Origin of the sequence: Dyella sp. GSA-30 (genome assembly GCF_027924605.1) — a bacterium.
Lineage (GTDB): Bacteria > Pseudomonadota > Gammaproteobacteria > Xanthomonadales > Rhodanobacteraceae > GSA-30.
The window spans coordinates 2,735,328-2,761,545 of the sequence record NZ_AP027042.1; the positions used below are offsets into that span (position 1 = coordinate 2,735,328).

General features: G+C 64.2%; 18 protein-coding genes and 1 tRNA gene. 10 read left to right on the plus strand and 9 right to left on the minus strand.

Annotated features, from left to right (window positions below; genetic code table 11):
- The first annotated feature begins 155 nt into the window (after positions 1-155).
- The 7 genes from QMG46_RS12080 to QMG46_RS12110 all read left to right on the plus strand — a co-directional run bounded on the left by QMG46_RS12080 (position 156) and on the right by QMG46_RS12110 (position 12,926).
- Positions 156-7,124, plus strand: a complete 6,969-nt coding sequence (locus QMG46_RS12080) for an ESPR-type extended signal peptide-containing protein (protein ID WP_281852776.1) — start codon at positions 156-158, stop codon at positions 7,122-7,124.
- 113 nt (positions 7,125-7,237) lie between these two features.
- Positions 7,238-7,780 carry a CinA family protein gene (locus tag QMG46_RS12085; RefSeq protein ID WP_281852777.1) on the plus strand — a complete coding sequence of 181 codons (543 nt, stop codon included), beginning with the start codon at positions 7,238-7,240 and terminating at the stop codon, positions 7,778-7,780.
- A gap of 110 nt (positions 7,781-7,890) precedes the next feature.
- Complete coding sequence (gene recA, locus QMG46_RS12090; protein WP_281852778.1) at positions 7,891-8,937, plus strand: recombinase RecA; 1,047 nt, start codon at positions 7,891-7,893, stop codon at positions 8,935-8,937.
- A gap of 155 nt (positions 8,938-9,092) precedes the next feature.
- On the plus strand, positions 9,093-9,593 hold the full coding sequence (locus tag QMG46_RS12095) for a regulatory protein RecX (protein ID WP_281852779.1): 501 nt from the start codon (positions 9,093-9,095) through the stop codon (positions 9,591-9,593).
- Positions 9,594-9,649: 56 nt separating this feature from the next.
- Complete coding sequence (gene alaS, locus QMG46_RS12100; protein WP_281852780.1) at positions 9,650-12,295, plus strand: alanine--tRNA ligase; 2,646 nt, start codon at positions 9,650-9,652, stop codon at positions 12,293-12,295.
- A gap of 256 nt (positions 12,296-12,551) precedes the next feature.
- Complete coding sequence (csrA, locus tag QMG46_RS12105; protein WP_281852782.1) at positions 12,552-12,758, plus strand: carbon storage regulator CsrA; 207 nt, start codon at positions 12,552-12,554, stop codon at positions 12,756-12,758.
- Between the two features lie 75 nt (positions 12,759-12,833).
- Positions 12,834-12,926 (plus strand) — tRNA-Ser (locus QMG46_RS12110).
- A 513-nt stretch (positions 12,927-13,439) separates the two neighbouring features.
- Here the strand turns inward: QMG46_RS12110 and lpxH are convergent.
- From lpxH to QMG46_RS12145, 7 genes are all read right to left on the minus strand, one after another.
- The gene (gene lpxH / locus QMG46_RS12115; protein ID WP_281852783.1) at positions 13,440-14,177 is read right to left on the minus strand and encodes a UDP-2,3-diacylglucosamine diphosphatase; all 738 of its coding nucleotides are present in this window, start codon (positions 14,175-14,177) and stop codon (positions 13,440-13,442) included.
- Between the two features lie 7 nt (positions 14,178-14,184).
- On the minus strand, positions 14,185-14,901 hold the full coding sequence (locus tag QMG46_RS12120) for a peptidylprolyl isomerase (RefSeq protein ID WP_281852785.1): 717 nt from the start codon (positions 14,899-14,901) through the stop codon (positions 14,185-14,187).
- A 91-nt stretch (positions 14,902-14,992) separates the two neighbouring features.
- Positions 14,993-16,510 carry a Ppx/GppA phosphatase family protein gene (locus tag QMG46_RS12125; protein WP_281852786.1) on the minus strand — a complete coding sequence of 506 codons (1,518 nt, stop codon included), beginning with the start codon at positions 16,508-16,510 and terminating at the stop codon, positions 14,993-14,995.
- Positions 16,511-16,569: 59 nt separating this feature from the next.
- On the minus strand, positions 16,570-18,675 hold the full coding sequence (gene ppk1, locus QMG46_RS12130) for a polyphosphate kinase 1 (protein WP_281848093.1): 2,106 nt from the start codon (positions 18,673-18,675) through the stop codon (positions 16,570-16,572).
- A gap of 73 nt (positions 18,676-18,748) precedes the next feature.
- Entirely contained in the window at positions 18,749-20,014 is a 1,266-nt protein-coding gene (phoR, locus tag QMG46_RS12135; protein WP_281848094.1) for a phosphate regulon sensor histidine kinase PhoR, read from the minus strand.
- Between the two features lie 95 nt (positions 20,015-20,109).
- On the minus strand, positions 20,110-20,799 hold the full coding sequence (phoB, locus tag QMG46_RS12140; protein WP_281848095.1) for a phosphate regulon transcriptional regulator PhoB: 690 nt from the start codon (positions 20,797-20,799) through the stop codon (positions 20,110-20,112).
- 148 nt (positions 20,800-20,947) lie between these two features.
- A complete protein-coding gene (locus tag QMG46_RS12145; RefSeq protein ID WP_281848096.1) occupies positions 20,948-22,579 on the minus strand; it encodes a M48 family metalloprotease in 1,632 nt (543 codons plus the stop codon).
- 122 nt (positions 22,580-22,701) lie between these two features.
- Between QMG46_RS12145 and grxC the strand changes: the two genes are divergently transcribed.
- The 3 genes from grxC (at position 22,702) to QMG46_RS12160 (ending at position 24,691) form a co-directional block, all read left to right on the plus strand.
- On the plus strand, positions 22,702-22,968 hold the full coding sequence (grxC, locus tag QMG46_RS12150) for a glutaredoxin 3 (protein WP_281848097.1): 267 nt from the start codon (positions 22,702-22,704) through the stop codon (positions 22,966-22,968).
- Positions 22,965-23,348 (plus strand): carboxymuconolactone decarboxylase family protein, encoded by a 384-nt coding sequence (locus QMG46_RS12155; RefSeq protein ID WP_281848098.1) that lies wholly within the window; start codon positions 22,965-22,967, stop codon positions 23,346-23,348. Before grxC ends, QMG46_RS12155 begins: the two co-directional genes overlap by 4 nt.
- A 326-nt stretch (positions 23,349-23,674) precedes the next feature.
- Positions 23,675-24,691 (plus strand): isocitrate dehydrogenase, encoded by a 1,017-nt coding sequence (locus tag QMG46_RS12160; protein WP_281848099.1) that lies wholly within the window; start codon positions 23,675-23,677, stop codon positions 24,689-24,691.
- Positions 24,692-24,752: 61 nt separating this feature from the next.
- Here the strand turns inward: QMG46_RS12160 and QMG46_RS12165 are convergent, their stop codons facing one another.
- Both QMG46_RS12165 and sigJ read right to left on the minus strand, forming a co-directional pair.
- Positions 24,753-25,223 carry a carboxymuconolactone decarboxylase family protein gene (locus QMG46_RS12165; protein WP_281848100.1) on the minus strand — a complete coding sequence of 157 codons (471 nt, stop codon included), beginning with the start codon at positions 25,221-25,223 and terminating at the stop codon, positions 24,753-24,755.
- Positions 25,224-25,269: 46 nt separating this feature from the next.
- Entirely contained in the window at positions 25,270-26,163 is an 894-nt protein-coding gene (gene sigJ, locus QMG46_RS12170) for an RNA polymerase sigma factor SigJ (RefSeq protein ID WP_281848101.1), read from the minus strand.
- Positions 26,164-26,218 lie beyond the last annotated feature (55 nt).

The following is a 26,218-nucleotide window of genomic DNA, read 5'->3' on the forward strand; positions in this document are numbered from 1 at the left end:
GGGAGCGATCGCGCGGCCACCTGGCTTGACCGACACCAGTACGCAGCGATGACGCAGCGGGCCGCTTCGAAGTAGTGGCCCGAAGGCGAGTGTCGCGCGAGCGCTCAATTCAACGCATCACTGCTGCGGCGCGCGCAGTGAGCATGGGGAATGTCATGAACAAGATTTACAGCAAGGTATGGAGCAAGTCGCTGGGCATGCTCGTTGTGGCATCCGAGATGGCCAGGGCGAACGGCAAGGGCGGTACGGCACGCCGCACGCGCGCCGGTGTCGTAGCACGAACGCTCATGGCCTCGACACTGCTGGCCGCTACTGCCGTTCTGGCACAGCCGGCATTGGCTGCCGATGCAGCGCAACCCGCTAAAGCTGCGACGACTCAAGCCAAGACCACGCAAAAAGCCAAGCCGGACAAATCGGCGACCGCGCTGGGCGACAGCGCCAATGCGTCGGGACAATCGTCCACCGCTATCGGTTCGGATACGCAGGCCGCGGGTGACTACAGTTTTGCCGGTGGCAACGCTTCCACCGCGTCGGGCACCGATTCGCTCGCCATCGGCGGCTACGGCGCCAATGCAAGCGGGCAGGGTGCGGTCGCGCTGGGCACGCAGAGCGCGGCGGCGGGCAAGGATGCGGTGGCACTCGGCAATAGCGCCGATGCGCGCGCAGCCAACAGCATGGCGCTGGGTGCCGACAGCCAGAGCACGGCCAAGAACAGCGTGGCGCTCGGCGCCGGTTCGGTAGCCAACCGCGCCAACACGGTGTCGGTCGGCAGTGCCGGCAATGAACGTCAGATCACCAACGTCGCCGCCGGTACCAAGGGCACCGACGCGGTGAACGTCGATCAATTGAACACACTGGCCGACGCGACTTCCTCGGCTGCACATTACTTCTCCGCCAATGGTGCGGCCGATGGCAGCGATGATGCGTCGGCGACGGGCAAGAAATCCGTGGCCGCCGGTCCCGATGCCAAGGCATTCGGCAAGGATTCGGTGGCGATCGGCAACAAGGCCGTGGCGCGCAAGCAGGGCGCGACCGCTGTCGGTAACCAGGCGACCGCCAAAGGCCAGGAAGCTACCGCGCTAGGCGACGGCGCGCAGGCGACCGACAACTTCGCCATGGCGTTGGGCGGTGGCGCGCTGGCTAACAATGTGGGTGCTACGGCCATCGGTACGTTCGCCTCCGCGGTGGGCGACCAGTCCACGGCGATCGGCAATTCGGCGCGCGCTTCTGGCGACAACACGCTGGCGATGGGCACCGGCGCCTATGCCGCAGGCGTCAACAGCATGGCCCTGGGTGCTGACAGTTGGTCCGATGGCGAGGAATCGATTGCCATGGGGCAGTTTGCCACCGCAACAGGCGCCAACTCGCTGGCCATCGGCGACAACAGTTCCAGCACCGGGCAAGGCAGCGTGGCGCTCGGGTCCGGCGCATGGGCGTTGGCCGACGGCGCCACCTCGATCGGCATCAACAGCCAGGCTAGCGGCAATCTGAGCACGGCGCTGGGTCAGACCGCGTTCGCTAGCGGCCTGGGTGGCACCGCGCTCGGTGCGCAATCGCATGCCACTGGGACGCAGGCGACTGCAGTCGGTTCGGCAGCGGCGGCACAGGGCGATTTTTCTTCGGCGCTCGGAAGCGGAGCTACGGCAGTCAACCTCAACGACGGCAGCGACGCGACCAACGGCACCGCCGTTGGTGGCCAGGCGCTGGCCGGTAATCAGAACGCGACCGCCATCGGCGCCTTCAGTCAGGCCACCGGCAGCAACAGCACGGCAACGGGCGAAGGCTCTTCGGCATTCGGCAACGACAGCACAGCGACCGGCGCCAACGCCATCGCCAATGGCAACGAAAGCGCAGCCTATGGCGCCAACTCGGTAGCGTTCGACGACAACAGTACGGCGACCGGTGCGAATGCGATCGCGCAGGGCGTCGGTTCCACTGCGCTCGGTAGCGGCGCGGCCACCAACGGCAACTACGCTACGGCGACGGGCTATGGCGCGGCGGCAAGTTCGATCAATGCAGCGGCCTATGGCGCCGGTGCGCAAGCCAGCGGCAGCAGCGCGGTGGCGATCGGTGGCCAGGCGGTGGATGCCGATGGCAACCCGCTGATCGTCTATACCGCGACCGGTCAGGCGGTCGGCCCGGCATTGGCCAGCGGCATGGCAGCAACGGCAGTAGGTCCCAGTGCGCAAGCGACGGGAGATCTGAGTGCCGCACTGGGTACGGCGGCACTCGCTTCGGGTACGCGCTCGGTAGCCACCGGCTCCCTGGCCGATGCCTCGGGCAATTTCTCGGTGGCAAATGGCTACGGCGCACAGGCCACCGGCGAGGAGAGCGTCGCGGTCGGTGGTGCGGCGTTGGGCTTGGTCAGCGCGCAGGCCAGCGGTCTGGGTGCGGCAGCGTTCGGTGCGGGTGCCTTTGCCACCGGAGATCTCTCGACCGCCAGCGGCTGGATCAGCACGGCCTCCGGTTATCAGTCGTCCGCGTTTGGTTCGGCCTCGACGGCCTCCGGCGATAATGCCACCGCCATCGGTGGTGCTTCGCAGGCTACCGCCGTTTTCAGCTCTGCTATCGGTTCGGGCTCGGCCGCGGAGGGGCAGCTGTCGACCGCGGTTGGCGCCGGTGCCTTTGCGCAGGCCGACAGTTCCACCGCTATCGGCACCGCCAGTTACGGTGCCGGAGAACAATCGACCGCGGTCGGCCTGGCTGCCAGCAGCCTCGGCGACAACAGCACCACGGTCGGCGCGTACACCACCGCTTCGGCTGCCAACAGCACGGTTGTCGGCGGCAACTCGCAAGCGACTCAGGAAGGCGGCACCGTGACAGGTGCGAATGCCGCTGCATTTGGCAGCAGCGCCACCGCCAATGGTGTCAACGCTGTGGCCAACGGCAACGAAAGTACGGCTGTCGGCGCCAACACGGCAGCGTTCGCCGACAACAGTACGGCGGTGGGCGCGAATGCGACCGCGCAGGGCGAACGCGCGTCGGCGTTTGGTAGCGGCGCGGCCACCAATGGCGACGATACGACCGCAGGTGGTTATGGCAGCGTGGCTGCAGCGAACAATGCCACCGCCTATGGCAGCCAGGCGCAAGCAGGCAATACCTTTGCCACAGCGGTTGGTGCGAATGCGCAAGCCCTGGGCAACCAGGCACTCGCTTTTGGTGCGTCCTCGCAGGCGTCGGCCGATTACTCCGGTGCGATCGGTTACAAGAGCGAGGCGACCGGCGAATCGAGCCTGGCGATCGGTGGTCAGGCCAACATCTTGCACGGCATCCCCGGCGGTGCCGCCTTCCTGCACACGCAGGCGCTTGGTTATGGCGCGACATCCATCGGTGCGGCAGCGTATGCGCGCGACTACGGCACGGCTGTCGGACTGCTGGCGGCGTCGGGCGGTACGCAGGGCACTGCGGTGGGTTGGAGCGCATCGGCGTATCAGGAAAATGCCACGGCGCTGGGCGAGTTCGCGATCGGCTACGGCGTCAACTCGACGGGCGTAGGCGGCGAAGCGACGGCGTACGGCAATAACTCCATCGCGCTGGGTTATCAGTCGGGCACGGATGAGGCCGACACCATTTCGATCGGTTCGCACAGCACCGCGGTGTTCGACGGCGCGGTCGCACTGGGTACCAATGCCTACGCGAACAACACCAACTCGGTAGCGTTGGGCACCAACTCCATGACCGTGCGCGACAACACGGTGTCGGTCGGTGCATCGCAGGAATGGGTGGATCGTAACGGCGTGGTGCACGAGCCCTTTACTCGGCAGATCACCAATGTCGGCGCGGGTACGGAAGCGACCGACGCGGTGAACGTCAGCCAGCTCGATGCGCTCGCGCAGCAGACAGCTTCGGCATCGCATTACTTCAATGCCAATGGCGCGGCCGACGGTAGCGACGATGCCTCGGCCACCGGCGAACACAGCGTGGCGGCCGGCTCCAACGCTATCGCCAATGGCACGGAAAGCAGTGCGTTCGGCGCGGGTGCGGTGGCGTTCGACGACAACAGCACGGCGGTGGGCGCGGGCGCGATTGCGCAGGGTGTCGGTTCGTCCGCCATCGGTAGCGGCGCCAACACGGCAGCCGATTATGCGACGGCGGTCGGTTACGGCTCGGTGGCGTCAGGCGGCAGCAGTGCGGCATTCGGCGCGAATGCACAGGCGATCGGTAGCGGTGCTGTGGCGATCGGCTCGGCGACATCGGCCAACGGTGCGGCAAGTACGGCCATCGGTGCCAATTCGGTGGCCGGTTCCGATAACTCGATTGCTATCGGCGGCGCATCGGTGGTCGGCACCAATAACTACAACAGCATTGCCGCGGGTTTCTTCACCAGCATCGGCGATGGTGCGGGTAGTTCGATCGCCATGGGTGTGGATGCTTCGGTGGCCGCGGGTGCGGCCAATTCGGTGGTGTTCGGTTCGTTCGCGCATGCAGGCGATCAGAACGCGATCGCGATCGGTCCGTTTGCCTATGCAAATGGTTTCCACAGCATCGCCATCGGTGCGCTGTCGAGCGCGTTGACGCAATCGTCAGTGGCTGTTGGTGGCATCTACGATGGCCCGACGCTGATCCGCGGTACCAATGCCGGCGGTGCGCAGTCGGCGGCGTTTGGTGCGGGCGCCTGGGCGACCGGTGCCAATACCACGGCATTGGGCACGGCAAGCCAGGCCGACGGCGCCAATTCGGTGGCGCTCGGTGCGCTGTCGGTGGCCGATCGTGCGAACAGCGTGTCGGTGGGCAGCGTCGGCAACGAACGTCAGATCACCAATGTGGCGGCCGGCACGCAAGGTACCGATGCGGTCAACGTGAATCAGTTGAACGCCCTGGCGGCATCTACCGCATCGGCTTCGCACTATCTGCAAGCCACTGGCGCGGGCGATGGCAGCGACGATGCGGCGGCGAGCGGCGACAACAGCGTGGCAGCCGGTTCGAACGCGATAGCCAATGGCAAGGAAAGCTCGGCCTACGGTTCGGGTTCGGTCGCATTCGACGATAACAGCACGGCCGTCGGTGCGGGTGCGATTGCGCAAGGTGTCGGTGCATCGGCCTTGGGTAGCGGTGCGAACACCAACGCCGACTACGCGACAGCCAGCGGTTACGGTGCGAGCGCATCGGGCGTGCATTCGGCGGCCTACGGTGCGGGTGCGCAAGCCAACGGCGAGTCGTCGACGGCGCTCGGTGGGCAGAGCGTGCAGATCGATCCGATGACTGGCAACCCGGTACTCGATCCGAACGGCAATCCGGTACTGCAATCGACGACCGCAGGCACGTATGCAACGGCGGTCGGCGGCGGTGCGCAGGCGAACGATGCATCCACGGCGGTGGGCAATCTTGCTCAGGCGTCCGGCGTGCAATCGACGTCGGTGGGCTTCCAGAGTGGGGCGTCCGGACAAGGTGCGTTGTCAGTCGGCGCGTATAGCCATGCGAGCGCCGACTATGCCGCCGCTGTCGGTTACCAGGCACAAGCCAGTGGCCAGTTCGGCATCGCGATGGGCACGGCGGCCAACGCCGCGGGCGTCGACAGTGTTGCCATCGGTGGCGTCGATACCTTGAGCGGCAGCAATGCGTTCGCCATGGGTACCGGCTCGACCGTAGTCGGCGCGGCGGCGTACGACTATCAGGACTACGGTACGGCGATCGGCTACTTCGCCGGTGCCGGTGCGCAAGGTGTGAGCGTGGGTGCGGCGGCGCGCACGTTCGGTACGGGTGCCACGGCTGTCGGTGCGTTGGCTCGTTCGGAAAACGATGGCGACACGGCGCTGGGCTACCTCTCGCATGCCTATTGGACCAACAGCACGGCGGTAGGCTTCCAGGCCCAGTCGATCGGTGACAATGCTGTCGCTATCGGTGCCGGTTCTTATGCACAGGGCGAGAACAGCATCGCCATCGGCAACAAGTCGCAGACGGGCGACGGTGCTGGCGGCACCTATGGCCCCGAAGCGGTCGCATTGGGCGATTCGGCCTGGGCTTCGCAGCAGAACAGCATGGCTTTGGGCGCCAACGCCAATGCATCGGCGGTCAACAGCGTTGCGCTCGGTGCCGGTTCGGTGGCCGATCGGGCCAATACAGTGTCGGTGGGCAGCGTCGGTAGCGAGCGCCAGATCGCCAATGTGGCTGCGGGCACGCAGAACACCGATGCGGTCAATCTCAGCCAGTTGAATCATGCCGTCGCCAACGTCAACGGTGTGGTGGGTGCGGAGTACTCCGCGCTGGGCGAAGACGTTGCCGCGGCGATGGGCGGCGGCGCGATGATGACGCCCGGCGGCTTTGTCGGTCCGTCGTACAGCATCCAGGGCTCGAGCTATAACAACGTTGGCGCTGCGTTCCATGCGGTCGATGGCGTGTTGACCGGCGCGCTGCAAAGCATCAACCAGTTGCAGAACGACGTCGCGCAGTTGCAGAACGGTGGTGGTACCAGCGGCTCGGGCGGGACCGGCGGCGGCAAGGTCGGCACGGGCGATCCGCAGAACGGCGGCCACGTACTGGCGACTACCGCCAAGGTTGCGATGGCACCACAGGCGCCAGCCAATGCGCCGGCTTCTGGCGGTGTGGTCACGGCGGCGGCTGCCGCTGCACCGGTAACCGCGGCCAGTCCGGCGCAGGCGGCCGCACCGCTGGCCAGTGGCGATGCAACCACTGTGTCGGCAGCCAGCACGACCGGGGGCACTCGCCGCGTCACCAACGTCGCGGCGGGTACGGCGGCGACCGATGCCAGCACGGTCGGTCAGGTCAACGACGCTCTGCAAACCGCCAAGACTTATTCCGATGCGGGTGATCGCACCACTTTGAGCTCGGCGCAGGCATACACCGACGCCAAGGTGGCCGGCATGGTCAGCAGCAGCGATTTCGACAACTTCCGCAACCAGGTTTCCGATCAGTTCCATAGCGTCAACCAGCGCCTGGATCGCGTCGGTGCCATGGGTACGGCGATGGCACAGATGGCTGCCAACACCTCGGGCCTGGCTGGCAACAACCGCGTTGGGGTGGGCGTGGGCAACTACGGTGGTCAGTCCGCCTTGTCGGTGGGCTACCAGCGGGCCTTTGCCAATAACCACGCCAGCATTTCGATCGGCGCTTCGGCATCGGGGTCGGAAAGCAGCGTGGGCCTGGGCGGTGGTTTCAGCTGGTAAGCATTAGATGAGGTAAACGGGCCGGCGGCGCGCGCCGCCGGTCCGTGCAGGTGGGCGCAAGCTCTTGCCGTCAAGTCTTGGCGGCGCGCGGGCGAAAGAGTAGAAAGCCCTCGATGGACGCCTCTACTACGACCCAAGATATCCATGGCCCGAACGATGCCGAGCTCAATCGCCTGGCCCGCGAGGTTGCGGCCGCCGTCCAGTTGCGGCGCATGATGGCGGTGACCGCCGAGTCATGCACCGGCGGCTGGATCGCCAAGGTGTTGACCGACCTGGCGGGCAGCTCGGCCTGGTTCGACGCCGGCGTGGTCACCTATAGCTACGAAGCCAAGCAGGCACTGCTGGGCGTCAACCCGCGCACGCTCGAGCGTACCGGGGCGGTCAGCGAAGAAACCGCGCTGGAAATGGTCTCGGGAGCCCTGTCGCGCTTTGGCGCCGGCATCGCCGTGGCGGTTACCGGCATCGCCGGCCCCAGCGGGGGCACGGTCGACAAGCCGGTCGGCACCGTCTGGATCAGCTGGAAGTGTCGCGGCGGCTATCCGCGTGCGCAGCTTTTTCATTTCCCCGGCGACCGGGAAGCGGTGCGGCGTCAGACAGTTGCGGCCGCTTTGAGCGGCATGCTCGAGATGCTGACGCATGGACCGGGAAAGTCCTGACCGACTTGACCGGTGTGGGATACTCGAACTTCACCTGATCAGATCGCAGCCCGTGAGACATGACACGGGCATCATGCATTTCATTCACAGCCAAACCGGGATTCAAGACGATGGATGACAACAAGCGCAAGGCGCTCACTTCCGCCCTCAGCCAGATCGAAAAGCAGTTCGGCAAGGGTGCCGTGATGCGTCTGGGCGACCGCGCCGACGAGGCCATCGAAACCGTATCCACCGGTTCGCTGGGCCTGGACATTGCCTTGGGCATCGGCGGCCTGCCGCGTGGCCGCGTGGTCGAAATCTACGGCCCTGAGTCCTCGGGCAAGACCACGCTGACCCTGCAGGCCATCGCCAACTGCCAGAAGAACGGCGGCACGGCGGCCTTCGTCGACGCCGAGCATGCGCTCGACCCGACCTATGCCGAAAAGCTCGGCGTCAATGTGGCCGATCTGCTGATCTCCCAGCCCGACACTGGTGAACAGGCGCTTGAAATCGCCGACATGCTGGTGCGTTCGGGCGCCGTGGACATGGTCGTGGTCGACTCGGTCGCCGCGCTGACGCCCAAGGCCGAAATCGAAGGCGAGATGGGCGACTCCCACGTCGGCCTGCATGCCCGCCTGATGAGCCAGGCGCTGCGCAAGCTCACCGCCAATATCAAGAAGTCCAACTGCCTGGTGATCTTCATCAACCAGATCCGCATGAAGATCGGCGTGATGTTCGGCAGCCCGGAAACCACCACCGGTGGTAACGCGCTGAAGTTCTACGCTTCGGTGCGCCTGGATATCCGCCGCATCGGCGCGGTGAAGAAGGGCGACGAGGTGATCGGTTCGGAAACCCGCGTCAAGGTGGTCAAGAACAAGGTCGCGCCGCCGTTCCGCCAGGCCGAGTTCGAGATCCTCTACGGCGAGGGCACCTCGCGTGAGGGCGAGATCATCGAGCTGGGCGTCGCCCAGAACCTGATCGACAAGTCCGGCGCCTGGTACAGCTACAAGGGCGACCGCATCGGCCAGGGCAAGGAAAACGTCCGCCAGTTCCTGCGCGACAACCCGGCCATCGCCAATGAGATCGACGCCGAGCTGCGCGTGCGTCTGCTGACCAACGGCAAGGGTGCCTCGCCGGCGGCCTCCGCCGCCTCGGAAGAGGCGCTCGAAGAGGTTTGATGGGGAAGCGGCCTGACGACCGCTGGAGATGGGAGACGGGTAGCGGGGGCGCGATAACCGCATCTTGAGGCATTCAACATGCCTCTATGATTCGGGCTTGCGCCCCCACCACCCATCTCCCATCTCCAAGCAATCCCTTTGCAATCCCTTTCGTCATGAAGCGTCGCGACTCCAACCCCGACGACAAAAAGCCCAAGCGCAGCGCCTACGACAAGGCGCTGGGCCTGTTGGCGCGCCGCGAACACTCGCGTCGCGAACTGGGCCTGAAGCTGCGCCAGGGCGGCTACGAGGGCGACGAAGCCGGTGCCGCGCTCGACCGCCTGGGCGAGCAGCAGTACCAGGACGACGACCGCTTCGCCGAAGTGCTGGTGCGCAGCCGGGTGGGACAGGGCTACGGCCCGCAGCGCCTGCGCGCGGAGCTCAAGAGCCACGGCCTGTCCGATGCGCGTATCCGCGAATGCCTCGATCAGGCCGAGGTCGACTGGAATGCCTCGGCGGCGACCCAATTGCATCGGCGCTACGGCACAAAACCCCCGGCGGACCCGTCGGAGCGGGCCAAACGGGCGCAATTTCTCTTGCGCAGAGGCTTTTCCGCCGCCACAGTACGGAGTGTTACCCACGCCGAAGTGGACGACGCAGCCGACGGAGACGACTGATCCTCGAAGCTGGAGCGTTCGAATGGCGTGTCCCCGCAGCTTGACGCCACGAATCCATGAAAACCGCTGAAATCCGCTCCGCTTTCCTCGATTACTTCCGTTCCAAAGGCCATACCATCGTGCCGTCCAGCTCGCTGGTTCCCTCCAGCGATCCGACCCTGTTGTTCACCAACTCGGGCATGGTGCAGTTCAAGAACGTGTTTCTTGGCAGCGAAAAGCTGTCCTATGTACGCGCGGCCGACGTCCAGCGCTGTCTGCGTGCCGGCGGCAAGCACAACGACCTCGATGCCGTGGGCTATACCGCCCGCCACCATACGTTCTTCGAAATGCTCGGCAACTGGTCGTTCGGCGACTACTTCAAGCGCGACGCGATCGCCTTCGCCTGGGAGCTGCTGACCGACGTCTTCAAGCTGCCGAAAGAAAAGCTGTGGGTGACCGTCTATCACACCGATGACGAAGCCTTCGATATCTGGAACAAGCAGGTCGGCATTCCGGCCGAGCGCATCGTGCGCATTGGCGACAACAAGGGTGCGCCGTTCGCCTCGGACAACTTCTGGCAGATGGCCGACACCGGCCCCTGCGGTCCTTGCACGGAAATCTTCTACGACCACGGCGCGGAGATCGCCGGTGGCCCACCCGGCTCGCCGGATGAAGACGGCGACCGTTACATCGAAATCTGGAACCTGGTGTTCATGCAGTTCGACCGTGCGCCGGACGGCACGCTGTCGCCGCTGCCGGCGCCCTGCGTCGATACCGGCATGGGTCTGGAACGCCTGGCGGCCGTGCTGCAGCACGTGCATTCCAACTACGAGATCGACCTGTTCGCGCACCTGATCAAGGTCGCCGCCGAGCTCACCAGCACCGCCGATATCGGCAACAAGTCGCTACGCGTGATCGCCGATCACATCCGCGCCTGCTCGTTCCTGATCGTCGATGGCGTACTGCCGTCCAACGAAGGCCGCGGCTATGTGCTGCGCCGTATCATCCGCCGCGCCTTGCGCCATGGCTGGATGCTCGGCGTGCGTGGCGACTTCTTCTGGAAGATGGTGCAGCCGCTCGTCGAGGAAATGGGTGAGGCTTATCCGGAGCTTGCCACCAAGCAGCGCTTTGTCGAAGAGGCCTTGCGTACCGAAGAGCAGCGCTTCGGCGAAACGCTCGAGCACGGCATGCGCGTGTTCGACGAGGTGGCCGGCAAGTCTGGCAAGACCATTCCCGGTGCCGACGCCTTCCGCCTGTACGACACCTACGGCTTTCCCGTTGACCTTACCGCCGATATCGCGCGCGAACGCGGCCTCGATGTCGACATGGCCGGTTTCGAGCAGGCCATGGAAGAACAAAAGGAACGCGGCCGTAAGGGCAGTAACTTCCAGGCCAAGGGCCTGATGCCTGCCGAGCTGGCCAGCCAGCTCAAACCCACCGAATTCCTCGGCTACGACGCACTGAGTACGCAGGGCGGCAAGGTCGTCGGCATCGTGCGCGACGGCAAGCAGTTCGATCAGTTGAACGATGGCGAAGACGCGCTGGTGATTCTCGATCGCACACCGTTCTACGCACAGTCCGGCGGTCAGGTGGGTGATATCGGTACGCTGGTCAGTACGGCGGGCCGCTTCGACGTAGGCGATACGCTGAAGATGGGCGGTGTGTTCTTTGGTCATGCCGGCCAGTGGCATGGCGGCCAGCCGCTGCGCGTGGGCGACGAGGTCGCCTCGCATGTGGACGCCAAGCGCCGCCAGGCGATCGTGCTCAATCATTCGGCCACCCATCTGTTGCATTCGGCCTTGCGCAAGCTGCTGGGCGAGCACGTCGCACAGAAGGGCTCGGAAGTCGCGCCCGAACGTCTGCGATTCGACTTCTCGCACTTCAAACCGCTCAGCCGCGACGAACTCGCGCAGATCGAGGCGATGGTCAACGAAGAAGTCCGCCACAACGACACCGCCGAAATCCATCACATGGGCTACGACGAAGCGATCGACTTCGGCGCCATCGCGCTGTTCGGCGAGAAGTATGGCGATGAAGTGCGTGTGTTGAAGATGGGTGATTTCTCCACCGAGCTTTGCGGCGGTACACATGTGGGCCGTACCGGCGACATCGGCTTGTTCAAGATCGTCAGCGAGTCCGGCGTCGCCTCCGGCGTGCGCCGTATCGAAGCGGTCACCGGTGCGGGCGCGCTGGCCTATGTGGCCGAGGAAGAGCGCCGCCTGGGCGAGTTGTCGCAACTGCTGTCCAGCAGCGGCGATGACGCCGTGGAGAAGCTGCGCCAGGTGTTCGACAAACAGAAAAGGCTCGAGCGCGAGCTGGAATCCCTGCGCTCCAAGGCGGCCGGTTCGGCCACCGCGGACCTGGCTGCTTCGGCCAAGAACGTCGACGGTATCCGCGTCGTTTCGGCCCGTCTGGAGGGCTTCGACGCCAAGGCCCTGCGCGACAGCGTCGACCAGCTCAAGCAGCAGCTTGCCGACTGCGTAGTACTTTTGGCCGGTGCCGCCGACGGCCGTGTGTCGCTCGTGGCGGGCGTGCATGGCAGCGCCATGGGCCGGATCAAGGCAGGGGACGTGGTTGCCCACGTAGCCGCGCAGATCGAAGGCAAGGGCGGCGGCCGGCCGGATATGGCCCAAGGCGGCGGTAACGATTCGGCACAATTGCCTGCACTTCTCGCAGGTTTGCCTGACTGGATCGGTGCCCGTTTGAGTAGCGCCAAAGCGTGAACGGCCGGTTTACACCGGCCCGTACGCATTGCGCACGGTACTTCCGCTCGGCTAGTATCGTTTGAATGTTGGTCCCGCCGGTAGCGGTGGGGCCAACGAGGCGAAGCGTCTTTAACCCGGAACGCGCCGCCTCGTTGCGCCGGGGAAGGCAGTGGGCCTTCGACGGTCGTAATCGTCGAACTACCAGCGGTGATGCTCAGGGGTGAGGCATCGCAGGTGGCTGGCCTGTGACCATAGCATTCATGGAGTGGCAAACATGTTGATTCTGACCCGTAGGGTCGGCGAAACCTTGATGATCGGTGACGAGGTGACCGTCACCGTTTTGGGCGTGAAGGGCAACCAGGTGCGTATCGGCATCAACGCGCCCAAAAACGTAGCCGTGCATCGCGAAGAGATTTACCAGCGGATCAAGAACGAACACGATCCCGAAGGTGGTCCTTCCGGTGACACAGGTGAGCGCTGACATACATTAAAAGCTTTACCTCGACCGCGCCGGTTTAGTATCCTTGCCGGCTCCGCAGAGATGCGGAACAAAAACGGAGAGATGCCCGAGAGGCCGAAGGGGCTCCCCTGCTAAGGGAGTATAGGGTCAAAAGCCTTATCGAGGGTTCGAATCCCTCTCTCTCCGCCAGATACGCAAAAAGCCCCGCAAGGGGCTTTTTGCGTATCTGGCGGAGAGAGAGGGTCAAGAAGAACCCTCACGGTTATTCGGCACATCCTGTGCCTCACCCTTCGGGCCATCGGCTGCGCCGATGTTCGCTCCGGCATTCTGCCTCCGCAGTCGACAATTTTGTCTGGAACAATTTTGGACAGCCGAAGGCTGGCCCCGAAGCGCGCAGCGCGTAGGGGTGAGGTCCATGGATGGACCTCACAATCCCGAGCGTCACGTAACCGAACGCACAACGAAGCCCGAGGGGCTTTTTGCGTATCTGGCGGAGCGTGGATGAGTGCTTGGCAACACCTCCAACTCGTCATTCCGGCGAAGGCCGGAATCTACTCCTCAGCGCTTTCGCTTGAGAAATCCTGTCTGACGAGCGAGGTCTGAGGGATAGATTCCGGCCTTCGCCGGAATGACGAATAGGGGAAGGAGGCAAAGGATGGAGGCAGCGTGTCAATTGCCAGAGCGTTTGTCAGCTCGATCGAGTTACGCGCCTGACGCCACGCTCAACCCACGCAACTCCGCCATATCGGCATCCACACGCAACACCGACCCATGCTCGTACCAATCCCCCAGCACGATACGCTCGGCGGCTTTACCGTCGACATCGAACCGATGAACCGCGGGCCGATGCGTATGCCCATGAATCAACCGATCGACGCCAGCCGCACGCATCGTCTGCGCGACGGCATCGGCATTGACGTCCATGATCGTTTCCATCGTGCTGCCGGTATGCGCACGGCTGTCCTCTCGCGCCTTGGCGGCAAACGCACGACGGGCTGCCAGCGGCATGGCGAGAATATTGGCCTTCCATTCGGGCGTGCGCACCTGCTTGCGTACGGTCTGGTAGGCAACGTCATCGGTACACAGCACATCGCCATGCATCAGCAGTGTCGGACGGCCATACAAGTCGTGCACGGTGCCATCGTCCAATAGCGTAAGGCCGGCGCGCTTGGCGAAATCCTCGCCCAACAGGAAATCGCGATTGCCGACCATGAAGTAGACCGGCACGCCGCTATCACTCAGCGCGCGTGTCGCACGCGCGATGCGTTGCGGCAGTTCCGCATCGTCGTCGTCGCCGATCCACGCTTCGACCAGGTCGCCGAGTATGTACAAGGCATCTGCCTGCCGTGCTTCGTCGCTGGCAAGATAGCGTTCGAACAGCTCGGTGATCTGCGGACGCGCGTCGTCCAGATGCAGGTCGGCGATGAACAGCGTAGTCATGCGGCCGTTAGCCTTTGCTCTTGGTCTTGGCGGGCTTCTTGGCGGGCGGTGGCGGCGTGGGCGTCGATGCCGGGGCGGCCGGTGCGGTCACCGGCGTGGCAACGGGTGCGGCAGCTTCCTCGCCCACGACGTTGGCGCTGTTGATGACGACCAGCGGATTGGGCACGTCGCTGGCAAACGGTCCCTGGCCGCGGGTGGGCAGGGCGGCGATCTTGTCGACCACATCCATGCCCTTGATCACCTTGCCGAAGACCGCATAGCCCCAGGTCAGGCCGCTCTGGTTACCGGCATAGTCCAGCCGACGGTTGTCGACCAGGTTGAAGAAGAACTGCGCCGTGCCGGAGTTCGGATCCGCACCTCGCGCCACCGCCACGGTGCCACGCAGGTTGGACAGGCCGTTATCCGCCTCGCTGGGAATGGCCGAGTGCGTGCGTTTGGGCTGCAACTCGCGCGTATACAGGCCGCCTTGCACCAGATAGCCGGGAATGGCGCGATGCAACACCGTGCCGCTGTAGAAGCCATCGCGCACGTACTGCAGGAAGTTGGCCACGCTTTTCGGCGCTTTGTCCGGGTAGAGCTCCAGGGTGATATCGCCCTGTGAGGTGTGGATCGCCACCTGCGGATGCGGCTGGGTATCGAGGGCGGTCGCCGCGGGTTTGGCGGTTTGCGCGGCCAGGCCAAGCGGCAGCATCAGCGATAACGTGGCAAGCAGGAGTCGGTGCATAACGGATCGGGCGGCGTGAGACATCCGTCCATGATACGCGGCACTGAGCGCGATGTGGCTTAAGCGCACTTTAAGAGCGCGTTGGCACGGCTCAGAACGTGTCGAGCTCCAGCCGCGCGCCCAGGTCGGCCATCGGCGCACGTTCCTGCTCCAGGTCGGCTTCGGTCAGCGGGTGCTGCTCCAGCCAATCGGCGGGCAGGCTCAGGCGCAAGCGCTGACTGGTCGCGGCCAGGCGCATCTGTGGCAGGGATTCGGCGCGCCGCGCGCGGCGGAACAGCACTGCCAGGCGTAGCAGGGCCGTGACATGGCGGGCCAGCACGCGATAGCGCTGGGGCAATGCCGAGAACAGCGCCTTGTCCGGTTTGCGCCGATGCGATTGCACGACCGCCGCAAGCAATTGCTGCTCCTGCCGCGAGAAGCCGGCCAGGTCGGCGTGACGCAGGATATAGGCGCCGTGATGATGGTGTTGGCTATGGGCAATCGCCAGACCGATTTCGTGCACGCGCGAACACCAGGAAAGCCATTCGCGCGCCTCGCCGTCGAGCTTCCACGCCTTGGCCACCTGGTCGAACAACAGCAGCGCAGTCGACTCGACGCGCCGCGCCTGCGCCCGGTCCACGCCATACCGCGCCGCCAACGCATCGATGCTGGCCGTACGCGGATCGCTGCCACCGGCACGGCCAAGCAGATCCCATAGTAGCCCTTCGCGCATCGAGCTTTCGCAGATGCGCATGCGCTCGATACCCAACGCGGCAAACGCGGCCTCGAAAATCACTACGCCACCGGCCAATACCGGCGCACGGTCCTCGGCCAGTCCGGGCAGCTTCAAGGCACTGATCTGGCCTTGGGCGAGCAAAGCCTCGCGCAAAGAAGCCAGCGAGGCCGGCGTGATGCCGTCATCGGAAAACTTCATGGCCTGGACTACCGAGCCGATGGCCTTGGCGGTGCCTGATGAGCCATAGGCGTCGAGCCAGCCCGCCTCGCGGTATTCCTCGGCAAACTGTTGCAGCAGCACGCCAATCTCGCCCAGCGCCTTCTGCCAGCGCTTGCGATTGAGCTTGCCGCCAGGGAAGAAACGCATGGTGGAGGCGATACAGCCGGCCTGCACGCTTTCGGTCTGCATTGGCGCCAGGCCGCGGCCGATGATGAATTCGGTACTGCCGCCGCCGACGTCGATCACCAGCCGGTTTTCGCGTGAAGAGGGCAGGTCGTGCGAGGCGCCGAGAAAGATCAGGCGGCCTTCTTCGCGGCCGGAGACGATTTCCACCGGATGCCCCAGCGCGCTTTCGGCGGCGGTCAGGAAGGCTTGCGGCGAAGCGAGACGGCGCACCGAGTTGGTGGCCACGGCGCGCACGCGCATCGAGGGCACACCGGCGATGCGCTGGCCGAAGCGCGCGAGGCAGTTGAGCGCACGGGCACGGTGCTCGGCGTCCAGGGTGCCATCGGCACGCAGGCCGGCGGCCATGCGCACGGTTTCACGCAGGCGGTCGATCACGCGGGGTTCGCCATGTTCCACCCGCGCCACCACCATGTGATAGCTGTTCGAGCCCATATCCACGGCGGCGATCAGTTCGCCGTCTTTGATCTGAATCTGATCGCCTTGGCTCATACGTGGCTCTTGTGGCTACAAGTTGCCGATTCTCGCACGTAGGCGAGTGAAGACGAAGCTCACACTTTGGTCGTGGGGCAAATCTTTTCCAGCAAGATCTGCTGCGCGTTGTGCGGTATGGCATCGCCGGGCTGTGCACGTTGGTAGTGCCCATCGCTGCCGAGCAGCCATGCCTGGGTGTTGTCGCTCAGGTAATTGGCCAGCGTTTCGTTGTAGACACGTGCCGCCAGCTCGGGATCGAGGATCGGGAAGGCGATCTCGATACGGCGCATGAGATTGCGTTCCATCCAGTCCGCACTGGCGCAATAGATTTCCGGCGCGCCATCGTTGGCAAACCAGTACACGCGGCTGTGTTCGAGAAACCGCCCGACGATCGAACGCACCCGAATGCGCTCGGAGACACCGCGCAGACCGGGGCGGAGCGTGCAGGCACCGCGCACGATCAGGTCGATTTCCACGCCGGCCTGCGACGCGCGATACAGCGCCTCGATCACATGCGCCTCGTTGAGCGCGTTGAGCTTGGCGACGATGCGGGCCGGCTTGCCTTCCTGCGCGTGCCGGGTCTCGCGCTCGATTTTTTCCATCACGCTCTTGTAGAGCGTGAACGGCGAATGCAGCAGGCGCTTGAGTTCGATCATCGGGCCCAGGCCCGAGAGCTGCTGGAAAATCTTGTGCAGGTCTTCGCCGATATCCGGGTTGGAAGTCATCAAGCCGATGTCGGTATAGGCGCGGCTATTGGCCTGGTGATAATTGCCCGTGGACAAGTGCACGTAGCGGCGCAGCGTGTCGCCCTCGCGACGCACGATCAGCAGGGCCTTCGCGTGGGTCTTGTATCCGACCACGCCATAGACGACCTGCACGCCGGCTTCCTGCAGACGCGTGGCAAGCCGGATGTTGGCCTCTTCGTCGAAGCGCGCACGCAGCTCAATCACTACGGTGACGTCCTTGCCGTTGCGCGCTGCCTCGACCAGCAGGTCGACCAGCGGCGTATCCACGCCGGCGCGATAGAGTGTCTGCTTGATCGCCAGCACGTTCGGGTCCTGCGCCGCCTGCCGCAGCAGGTCGACCACCACGGCGAACGATTCGTAGGGGTGATGCATCAGGACATCGCGCTGGCGCAGCACGTCGAACTTGCATTTGACGTCGTCGAAGGCGTGCGGTAACTGCGGGGTAAAGCGTGGGAACTTCAGTTCCGGGCGGTCGAGCTGGTCGTAGATGATGCCGGCACGAATGATATTGACCGGGCCGTTGCAGCGGTAGACGTCGGTGTCTTCCAGTTCGAAGTTGGCCGTCAGCATGGACACGATCGCCTTGGGGCAATCGCTGCCGATCTCCAGCCGCACCGGCCGCGCATAGCCGCGGCCGAGCAGTTCCTCGCTGAGCGCGCGCGCCAGGTTGTCCACCTCGGCCTCTTCGACCACCAGCTCGCTGTTGCGGGTGACGCGGAACTGATACGAGCCGGCGACCTTGAAGCCGGGGAAGACCAAGTCGACGAACGCCTGCAGCAACTCGGCGAGAAACACGTAGTTGTCGCCGGTATCGCAGACTTCATCGGGCATGCGGATGATGCGCGGCAAGGAGCGCGGCGCGCGCAGCAAGGCCATATGGCCTTCGCGCCCGAATGCATCGCGGCCTTTCAGCACCACGGCAAGGTTCAGCGTCTTGTTGAGAATGCGCGGGAAGGGATGCGCGGGATCCAGTCCCAGCGGGGACAGCACCGGCATCACTTCGTTTTCGAAATAGCCCTGCAGCCAGCGACGCTGACGGTCGCTCCAGCGGTCGCGCGTGAGAAAGTGAATGTCCTCGCGCGCCAGTGCCGGGCCCAGCTCGTCCTGCCAGGTGATGTACTCCTCGGCCACCAGTTCGAGCGCGCGCTTGCGAATGCGCGTCAACAACTCCCCCGAGGAAATGCCGTCGGGGCCGGGGGCTGCCGAGCCGTAATAGTGGTGATGCTTGAGCATCGCCACGCGCACCTCGAAGAATTCGTCGAGGTTATTGACGACGATGCTCAGGTAGCGCAGCCGTTCCAGTACCGGAATCTGTTCGTCGCGCGCCTGCGCCAGCACGCGGAAATTGAATTCCAGTGCAGCGAGTTCGCGGCTGAGGTAGAGCTCAGGTGCGGAGCGGTCGGCGGTGGGCGAGGGTGTTTCGGGTTTACGGCGCATGACGCCATTCTGGCCTAAGCAGCTTTCACGTACATGCCGCAGTGCCGTAAACGTGATGGCCGTTCAGCGACGGTCAGCTCTCGTCGTTGCCGCCGGGCTTGAGCAGGCGCTCGTGGCTGAAGCTGCACGAGAAGGTCGAGCCCTGGCCCGGTTCGCTCTGGATGTCCAGGCGCGCCTGGTGCAGGTTCAGCACGTGCTTGACGATCGACAGCCCCAGACCGGTGCCGCCGCTGTCGCGCGAGCGGCTGGACGATACGCGATAGAAGCGTTCGGTCAGGCGAGCCAGATGCGTCGCGGGAATGCCGAAGCCGGTGTCGGTCACCGAGTAGGTCGCGCCTTCGGGCGTGCGCCGCCAGCGGATGGTGATGCTGCCGCCGGTGGGTGTGTAGCGCACGGCGTTGCTGACCAGGTTGGACAGCGCGCTGTGCAGATCCTTGGACGAACCGAGCAGGTCGGCCTCGGCGGTCGACTCGAGCGTGATGCGATGCCGGCCTTGGCTGAGCGCTTCGGCTTCCTTGCGGATGGTCGCCATCAACGGCGTCATCGGCACGCGTTCTTCGCTGATGTGCTCCTGCGTTTCCAGGCGCGACAGCGTGAGCAGGTCTTCGACGATCTGGCCCATGCGCTTGGACTGCGCACGCATTTCGCCGAGCACCGGTGCCAGTTCCGGCACGTCTTCCGGATCGATCAATTCGAGATAGCCGTGGATCACCGTCAGCGGCGTACGCAGTTCGTGCGAGACGTTGGCGACGAAGTCGCGGCGAATCTGTTCCAGCCGCGTCATGTGACTGATATCGCGCGCCAGCAACAGACGCTGGTTACTACCGAACGGCAGCAGCGTCACATTGATATGGCGGTTGGGGTGGCCTGGAGCCGCGACGTCGTTAAGCGGCTCGTGCGCGCCGTCTTCCAGCCAACCGGCCAGTTCGGTAGTGCTCAGGCGCTGATGCAGGTCCGCGCCGCGGTCATGCGGGCGGCGCAGGCCAAGCAGGTCCTCCGCCGCGTGGTTGAACCAGCGGACATGTTGATGACCGTCCAGCAACACGACGGCATCCGGAAGGCTGCCGGCGGCGCTGCGTAGATCACGCAAACTGGAGGCGATACGACGAGAACGCGTCATGAAACGGTCATGCTGCAAAGGGCTGATGCCGGGGACAGATGTCATCATGAGCTGTGTTTCATGACGAATTCGAGTCAGCAAAAAGACGATTTCCGCAATAGCGACAATAGCCACGCCGGTTGCGACATGCCCGCCCGTGAACCAGCCGATCGCGCCGCCGAAAAACAACGCAGCGGCCAGTGCTATGGCAAGTTTCCAGCGATGGGCGGGTTCGAGCATGTAGCGCTGCCTGGGCTTGGGACGCTCAAGCATCGGCAGTGCACTCAAGGAAAGCAAGCTGCCGAGTCGAGCGAGCCGGCACGGCAGCGCCGCCCTCAGGTGTTGGCGGAGAAGCGATAGCCGGCACCGCGCACGGTTTGCACCATGTCATCGAGCTTCCACGGTTCGAGCGTCTTGCGCAGACGGCGGATGTGCACGTCGACCGTGCGCTCCTCCACATACACGCTGCCGCCCCAGACATGGTCGAGCAGCTGCGCGCGCGAGTACACGCGCTCGGGATGGGTCATGAAGAAATACAGCAGGCGGTATTCGGTCGGACCGATCGGCACGGCGTCGTCGCCGGCAAACACGCGATGGGCCGGCCCATCGATGCGCAGGCCGCCCAGTTCGACCAGGCCCGAGCCGTCGTCGCCCTGGCTGCGACGCAGCACCGCCTTGATACGGGCGACCAGCTCGCGGGTGGAGAAGGGCTTGACCACGTAGTCGTCCACGCCGGCCTCCAGCCCGTTCACCCGGTCCATTTCCTCGCCGCGGGCGGTGAGCATGATGATCGGGATTTCGCGGCTGAGCTCTTCCTTGCGCAGGCGGCGAGCCAGCTCCAGGCCGCTGGTGCCCGGGAGCATCCAGTCGAGCAGGATCAGATCGGGGACTTGTTCGGCTATCGCCAGTTGGGCAGCGCGGGCATCGGCGGCGTGAGCCGCGTCCATGCCAGCCTTGCGCAGGGCGAAGGCGACCATGTCGCGGATCGAGGCTTCGTCTTCGACGATAAGTATGCGTTTATGCACGCTGGTGATCCGCTTGAGAGGCCTATGACGCAATTATTGCAACGATCCAATGTTACGCGACAATGACAAGCGGCACTTTTTGACAAAAATAAGCAGATTTTGAGGCTGGGTAACGATTCCGTTTTTGGGGTTTTCCGAGCTCAGTGGGTCAGTTCAGCTGCTGATCGCGTCCGGAAGGGTTGTCTTCGGTCTGTACCCGGCGTTTACGCAGCTCCATCACCAGCGGGGTGAGCTCGGTAATCCGGGCCTGGATACGGGCCCGGGCGTAGTAGTCGAGATCCGGGCGCTTGAGCAGGCGCTTGAGCTGCTCCATGGCGTCGAACGGGCGCCCCGACAGGTAGCTGGCATCGGCATAGGCTTCGCCGGCCCGGACGGGGTCGCCGGCTTTTTCGCTGGAGCGTGCGTAGGTGCGATACACCGTCGGCTCATCGGTATCGTCCAGCATCGGGCGCAACATATTGGCCGCCTGGATGGCATCGTCGCTGTTGCCGGCCACCAGCGCCTGCGCGTAGCCCAGCGCGATCGCGCGGTTGCGTGGCGATAGCCGGTTGAGTTCGGCATACAGCGACAAGGCCGCACCCCGCTGGCCCGATTGCAGGTACGCGTCGGCCAGGCCGATCTGCAGGATCTGATTACCCGGATAGGTCTTGAGCAGCTTCTGCATCTGCTCGGCAGCCAGCGTGCCGCGGCCACTGCGGGTCAACGAGAGCGCGTAACCGTAATGGTTTTCCGGGGTATCGAATGTCTTGTCCCTGGCAAGATTGTCACCGTAGTAGGTGCTCAGCTGCAAGGCATCGCCGGACAGCACGCGAATGCGCTCGCGCATCAGCAGGTAGGTGTCCAGATCGGTCTTGGACGAACCCTTGAGCAGGGTGGTCGGGTCCTTCACGTAGATGATCGGCGCGGTGGATTTTTCCCACTGATCCTTGACCAGGGTGGTATGGGTGGGTTTCAGCTTTTGCTGGGCGATCAACGTGCCGGCGCGCGACTTGGCGTCGCTGATGCGCGATAGCGTGACCGGATGGGTCTGCAGGAACTCGGGCACGTCGCGGTCGCCACCCGAACCGACGCGCATGGTGTCCTGCATGCGCTCGAAGAAATCGGCCATCGCGTTCGGGTCATAGCCTGAATTGGACAGCGTCTGGATGCCGGCGCGATCGGCTTCGACCTCGTCCTTGCGGGTGAAATTGATCTGCCGCTGCATGATCAACCCCTGGCCGCCGGCGAGCACCGCCGCGGCGCCGTCGCCTGCTCCGGCGCCTGCACCGGCGGCGATCGCGCCGAGCAGTACCAGGGCCAGCAGCGGGGCGTCTTTTTTTGATGCTTCGAAGGCGCGCTCCAGATGGTTCTGGGTGATATGACCGATTTCGTGAGAAATCACCCCGGCCAGCTCGCTTTCGCTGCGGGTGATGACGATCAGGCCGGAGTTGACCGCGATATAGCCGCCGGGCGCCGCAAAGGCGTTGATCACCGGGTCCTTGACGATAAAGAACGAGAAATGATCCTTGGGCTTGGCGCTATTGGCAGCCAGGCGGTGACCCAGGTCGTTCATATAGTCGTCGAGCATGGCGTCGTCGATGACCATGTCCAGTGCGCGCATCTGCCGCAACATGGCCGCGCCGTAGTCCTGGGCCTCCTGCGGGGAGATCAGGGCGTTGGCCGAGCTGCCCAGGTCGGGCAGGCGCGTGGGATCCTCCTGGGCACCGGCACTCAGGGCGAGGCCGGCGCAGATCAGGGTCGTAAGAAGTCGTACGGTCAGGTAGCGTGGTGCCATGCGCATAGGTGAGCGACAATACCATTTGAGACAGCTGCTCGGCGTAACGGTTCAGCCGCCGCCGGGTTGATTTTTGCCCTTTTTGCCCCATAAAGCGGGGTATCTACAGCTCTTCCGGAGTGTGCGTCGTGTCCACCAAGATTGAGGTCTATTCGACCGCGGTTTGCCCTTACTGTGTCGCTGCCAAGAACCTGCTCAAGTCCAAGGGGCTGGAGTGGAGCGAAGTGCGTATCGACACCGACCCGGCACAACGCGACGCCATGCTGGCGCGCAGTGGCGGCCGCCGTACGGTGCCGCAGATCTTCGTCAACGATCAGCACGTCGGTGGCTTTGACGACCTGGTGGCGGCCGACCGTAGCGGCAAGCTGGCCGAACTGCTGGGGCAGGCTGCATGAGCAAGGATCGCGTCGCCGAGTTCACTGCCTTCCGCCAACGCATGAACGAGCGGATCCTGGGCGAAGACAATCAGGTCATCCGCCGTTTCTTCGCGCTGGACACGCAGACCTACAAGCCCGGCGCCCTGGACGTGAAGACCAAGGAACTGTTGGGCCTGGTCGCTTCGATGGTGCTGCGCTGCGACGACTGCATCAGCTACCACATTGCCCAGTGCGTCGAGGCCGGCGTGACCCGGGAAGAGTTCTTCGAAACCTTCAGCGTCGGGCTGGTGGTGGGTGGGTCGATCGTGATCCCTCATCTGCGCCGTGGCGTGGATTTCCTGGATCAGTTGGAAGGCGGTACGGCCGCTGGCGCGGAAAATTGCGCCGATCACGCCTGAGGGCTTCATAGGAACTGTAGGAGCGACTTCAGTCGCGACAGCACGGTTGCGTCACGGCTGATCGCGACTCAAGGTGGTCTCGAAATAACCTCCTAGTCGTCATTCCGGCCTGCGCCGGGATGACGATAAGAAAAACTGAGTTTATCCGGGGCTCCAATAGGGGGCGTTCGAGTTTGCTTGACGCTGCATACGAGGATTTGCAACGCCTCAGCATGCGTCCGCACTGTTACGGCGCAGGCGCATCGGCGATAATCGGCAGGTTATGCAGGCGCCTGAGGCCTTTGCCGCCTGATCAGCTTCCCCCTTCCGTTTGAGGAGTTCCCCCGATGAGCAAAACCATTGCCGTGATCCCGGGCGACGGTATCGGTCCGGAGATCATGAATGCCACGTTGCGCGTTCTCGATGCCCTGGACACCGGCCTGAACTATGACGTTGTCGAAGCGGGCATGGTCGCGCTCGACAAGCACGGCGATTTGTTGCCGGCCGCCACGCTGGAGGCGATTGCCAAGCACAAGGTGGCGCTCAAGGGGCCGCTGACCACGCCAATCGGCGGTGGCTTTACCTCGATCAACGTGACCTTGCGTCGCCATTTCGATCTGTACGCCAACGTGCGTCCGGCGATCAGCTTCCCGGGCACCAAGGCGCGCTACGACAATATCGACATCATCACCGTGCGCGAGAACACCGAAGGCGCATATCTGGCCGAGGGTCAGACGCTGTCCGAAGACGGCGAGACGGCGCAGTCGATCATTCGCAATACCCGCAAGGGCAGCACGCGCATCGTGCGCTATGCCTTCGAGATGGCCGTCAAGAAGGGCCGCAAGAAGGTCACGGCGGTGCACAAGGCCAACATCATGAAGACGAGTTCGGGCCTGTTCCTGAATATCGCGCGTGAAGTGGCGAAGGAATATCCGCAGATCGAGTTCAACGAAATGATCGTGGACAACACCTGCATGCAGCTGGTGATGAAGCCCGAGCAGTTCGACGTGATCGTCACCACCAACCTGTTCGGCGACATTCTTTCTGATCTTTGCGCCGGCCTGGTCGGCGGCCTCGGTCTCGCACCGGGCGACAACATCGGCGAGAGCGCAGCGATCTTCGAGGCTGTGCACGGCTCTGCTCCGGACATCGCCGGCAAGGGCATCGCCAACCCGTGCGCGCTGCTGCTGGCTGCCGCCGACATGCTCGATCACTTAGGGATGGTCGAGAAGGGCAGCAAGATCCGCGCTGCCATCCGCGACACCATGGCCAACGACCGTGACCACGTCACGCCGGACCTCGGTGGCAAGGGCAGCACGGAAAGCTTTGGCGAGGCGATCGTCAAGCGCGTCAAAGCCGCCTGATCCCAGGTTTCACCCATAAAAAACCCCTCCGTATGCGGAGGGGTTTTTCTTTGCGTAACGATCAGGAAGCGAGCTTGGCCTGCGCCGGCTGGTAGTGCCCGGGTTCGGACTGGAAGGTGATGCCGAAGCGGTTGAAGCTGTTGATCATCACCACCGCCATATTGAGATGGACCAGTTCCTCGTCGCTGAATGCAGCGGTGGCCTGCTCGTAGACGTCGTCGGACACGCCGTGCTCGCCGAGTTTCGTCACGGCCTCGGCCCAGGCCAGGGCGGCACGCTCGCGCTCGCTGTACATCGAGGCGGCCTCGCGCCAGACCTGCACCAGGTACAGGCGTTGCTCGGTTTCACCTCCCGCACGCGCATCCTTGGTGTGCATGTCGATGCAGAAAGCGCAGCCATTGATCTGCGATACGCGCAGCAGCACCAGTTCGATCAGCGGCTGCTCGAGGCCGCTATGACGCAGCTGTCCGGCCATGGCGAACAAAGGCTTGAGAATGCTGGGAAATTTGTTGTAGTCGAGGCGCTTGGACATGGGATGTCTCCTGTGAGTTGTGGGGCCAAAGTGCTTGGCTTCATCTCTAGGACGCACGACCCGGGCTGGGCGTGACAGCTTTCAGCCGGGCCAGTTTGAGCGGGTCGCGCAGGGACTGGATCGCCACGATCTGCTCCCCATCGGTTTCGATCCACATCACCGTGGCCAGTTCGCCCTCGACCCAGGTCAGCAGGGCCGGAGCACCGTTGAGCCACTGCAGGCGGTGTACCGCCTCCACTGTCTGATAGCGCGCGGCGATCTGCGTATAGAGCCGGGCGACGCGGTCGCTACCTTGCAACGGACGCAGCGCAGCGGTGGCGCGGCCACCGCCGTCGGCCAGCATCATCACATCGTCGGCGAACAGGCTCTTGAGCACATCGGGCGTGGGTTGCTGCATGGCCTGCATGAACTTTTCCAGCAAACGTTGCTGCGCTTCGGGTGCGTGGGTGAAACGCGGGCGACCCTCACGCAGGCGCTGTTTCGCGCGATGTGCACGTTGTCGGCAGGCGTCTTCGGCGATGCCGAGCATGGCGGCCGCCTCGGCATGGCTGTAGTCGAAGATGTCGTGCAGCAGAAAGGCAGCCCGTTCCTCGGCGCTCAGTCGCTCCAGCATCAATAGAAAGGATATCTGCAGGCTTTCGCCGCGTTCGGCTCTGGTCTGCGGTTCTTCCTCTTCGGCGATCAGCGGCTCGGGTAACCAGGGGCCGACATGGTGCTGGCGCTCGGTCTTGGCGCGACGCAGGCGGTCCAGCGCCAGCCGCGTGGTGACCGTGACCAGCCAGGCTTCGGGGTCGTCCAGCAGCGCGGTGTCCTGTTCATGCCAGCGCAGCCACGCATCGTGCAGCACGTCTTCCGCGTCACCTGGCGTGCCGAGCATCCGATAAGCCAGCCCGAACAGGCGTGGGCGGTGCTGTTGGAATAATGCGGTTTGCGCGTCCATCAGGTACTCCTAGGGTGGATAGTCCCAGGACGCACGACTCACGTGAAACGTGACC

Coding starts and splice junctions, on each gene's coding strand:
- QMG46_RS12080 (WP_281852776.1), top strand. CDS start 156: ATGAACAAGATTTACAGCAAGGTATGGAGCAAGTCGCTGGGCATGCTC.
- QMG46_RS12085 (WP_281852777.1), top strand. CDS start 7,238: ATGGACGCCTCTACTACGACCCAAGATATCCATGGCCCGAACGATGCC.
- recA (WP_281852778.1), top strand. CDS start 7,891: ATGGATGACAACAAGCGCAAGGCGCTCACTTCCGCCCTCAGCCAGATC.
- QMG46_RS12095 (WP_281852779.1), top strand. CDS start 9,093: ATGAAGCGTCGCGACTCCAACCCCGACGACAAAAAGCCCAAGCGCAGC.
- alaS (WP_281852780.1), top strand. CDS start 9,650: ATGAAAACCGCTGAAATCCGCTCCGCTTTCCTCGATTACTTCCGTTCC.
- csrA (WP_281852782.1), top strand. CDS start 12,552: ATGTTGATTCTGACCCGTAGGGTCGGCGAAACCTTGATGATCGGTGAC.
- lpxH (WP_281852783.1), bottom strand. CDS start 14,177: ATGACTACGCTGTTCATCGCCGACCTGCATCTGGACGACGCGCGTCCG.
- QMG46_RS12120 (WP_281852785.1), bottom strand. CDS start 14,901: ATGCACCGACTCCTGCTTGCCACGTTATCGCTGATGCTGCCGCTTGGC.
- QMG46_RS12125 (WP_281852786.1), bottom strand. CDS start 16,510: ATGAGCCAAGGCGATCAGATTCAGATCAAAGACGGCGAACTGATCGCC.
- ppk1 (WP_281848093.1), bottom strand. CDS start 18,675: ATGCGCCGTAAACCCGAAACACCCTCGCCCACCGCCGACCGCTCCGCA.
- phoR (WP_281848094.1), bottom strand. CDS start 20,014: ATGCTCGAACCCGCCCATCGCTGGAAACTTGCCATAGCACTGGCCGCT.
- QMG46_RS12145 (WP_281848096.1), bottom strand. CDS start 22,579: ATGCGCATGGCACCACGCTACCTGACCGTACGACTTCTTACGACCCTG.
- QMG46_RS12155 (WP_281848098.1), top strand. CDS start 22,965: ATGAGCAAGGATCGCGTCGCCGAGTTCACTGCCTTCCGCCAACGCATG.
- QMG46_RS12160 (WP_281848099.1), top strand. CDS start 23,675: ATGAGCAAAACCATTGCCGTGATCCCGGGCGACGGTATCGGTCCGGAG.
- QMG46_RS12165 (WP_281848100.1), bottom strand. CDS start 25,223: ATGTCCAAGCGCCTCGACTACAACAAATTTCCCAGCATTCTCAAGCCT.
- sigJ (WP_281848101.1), bottom strand. CDS start 26,163: ATGGACGCGCAAACCGCATTATTCCAACAGCACCGCCCACGCCTGTTC.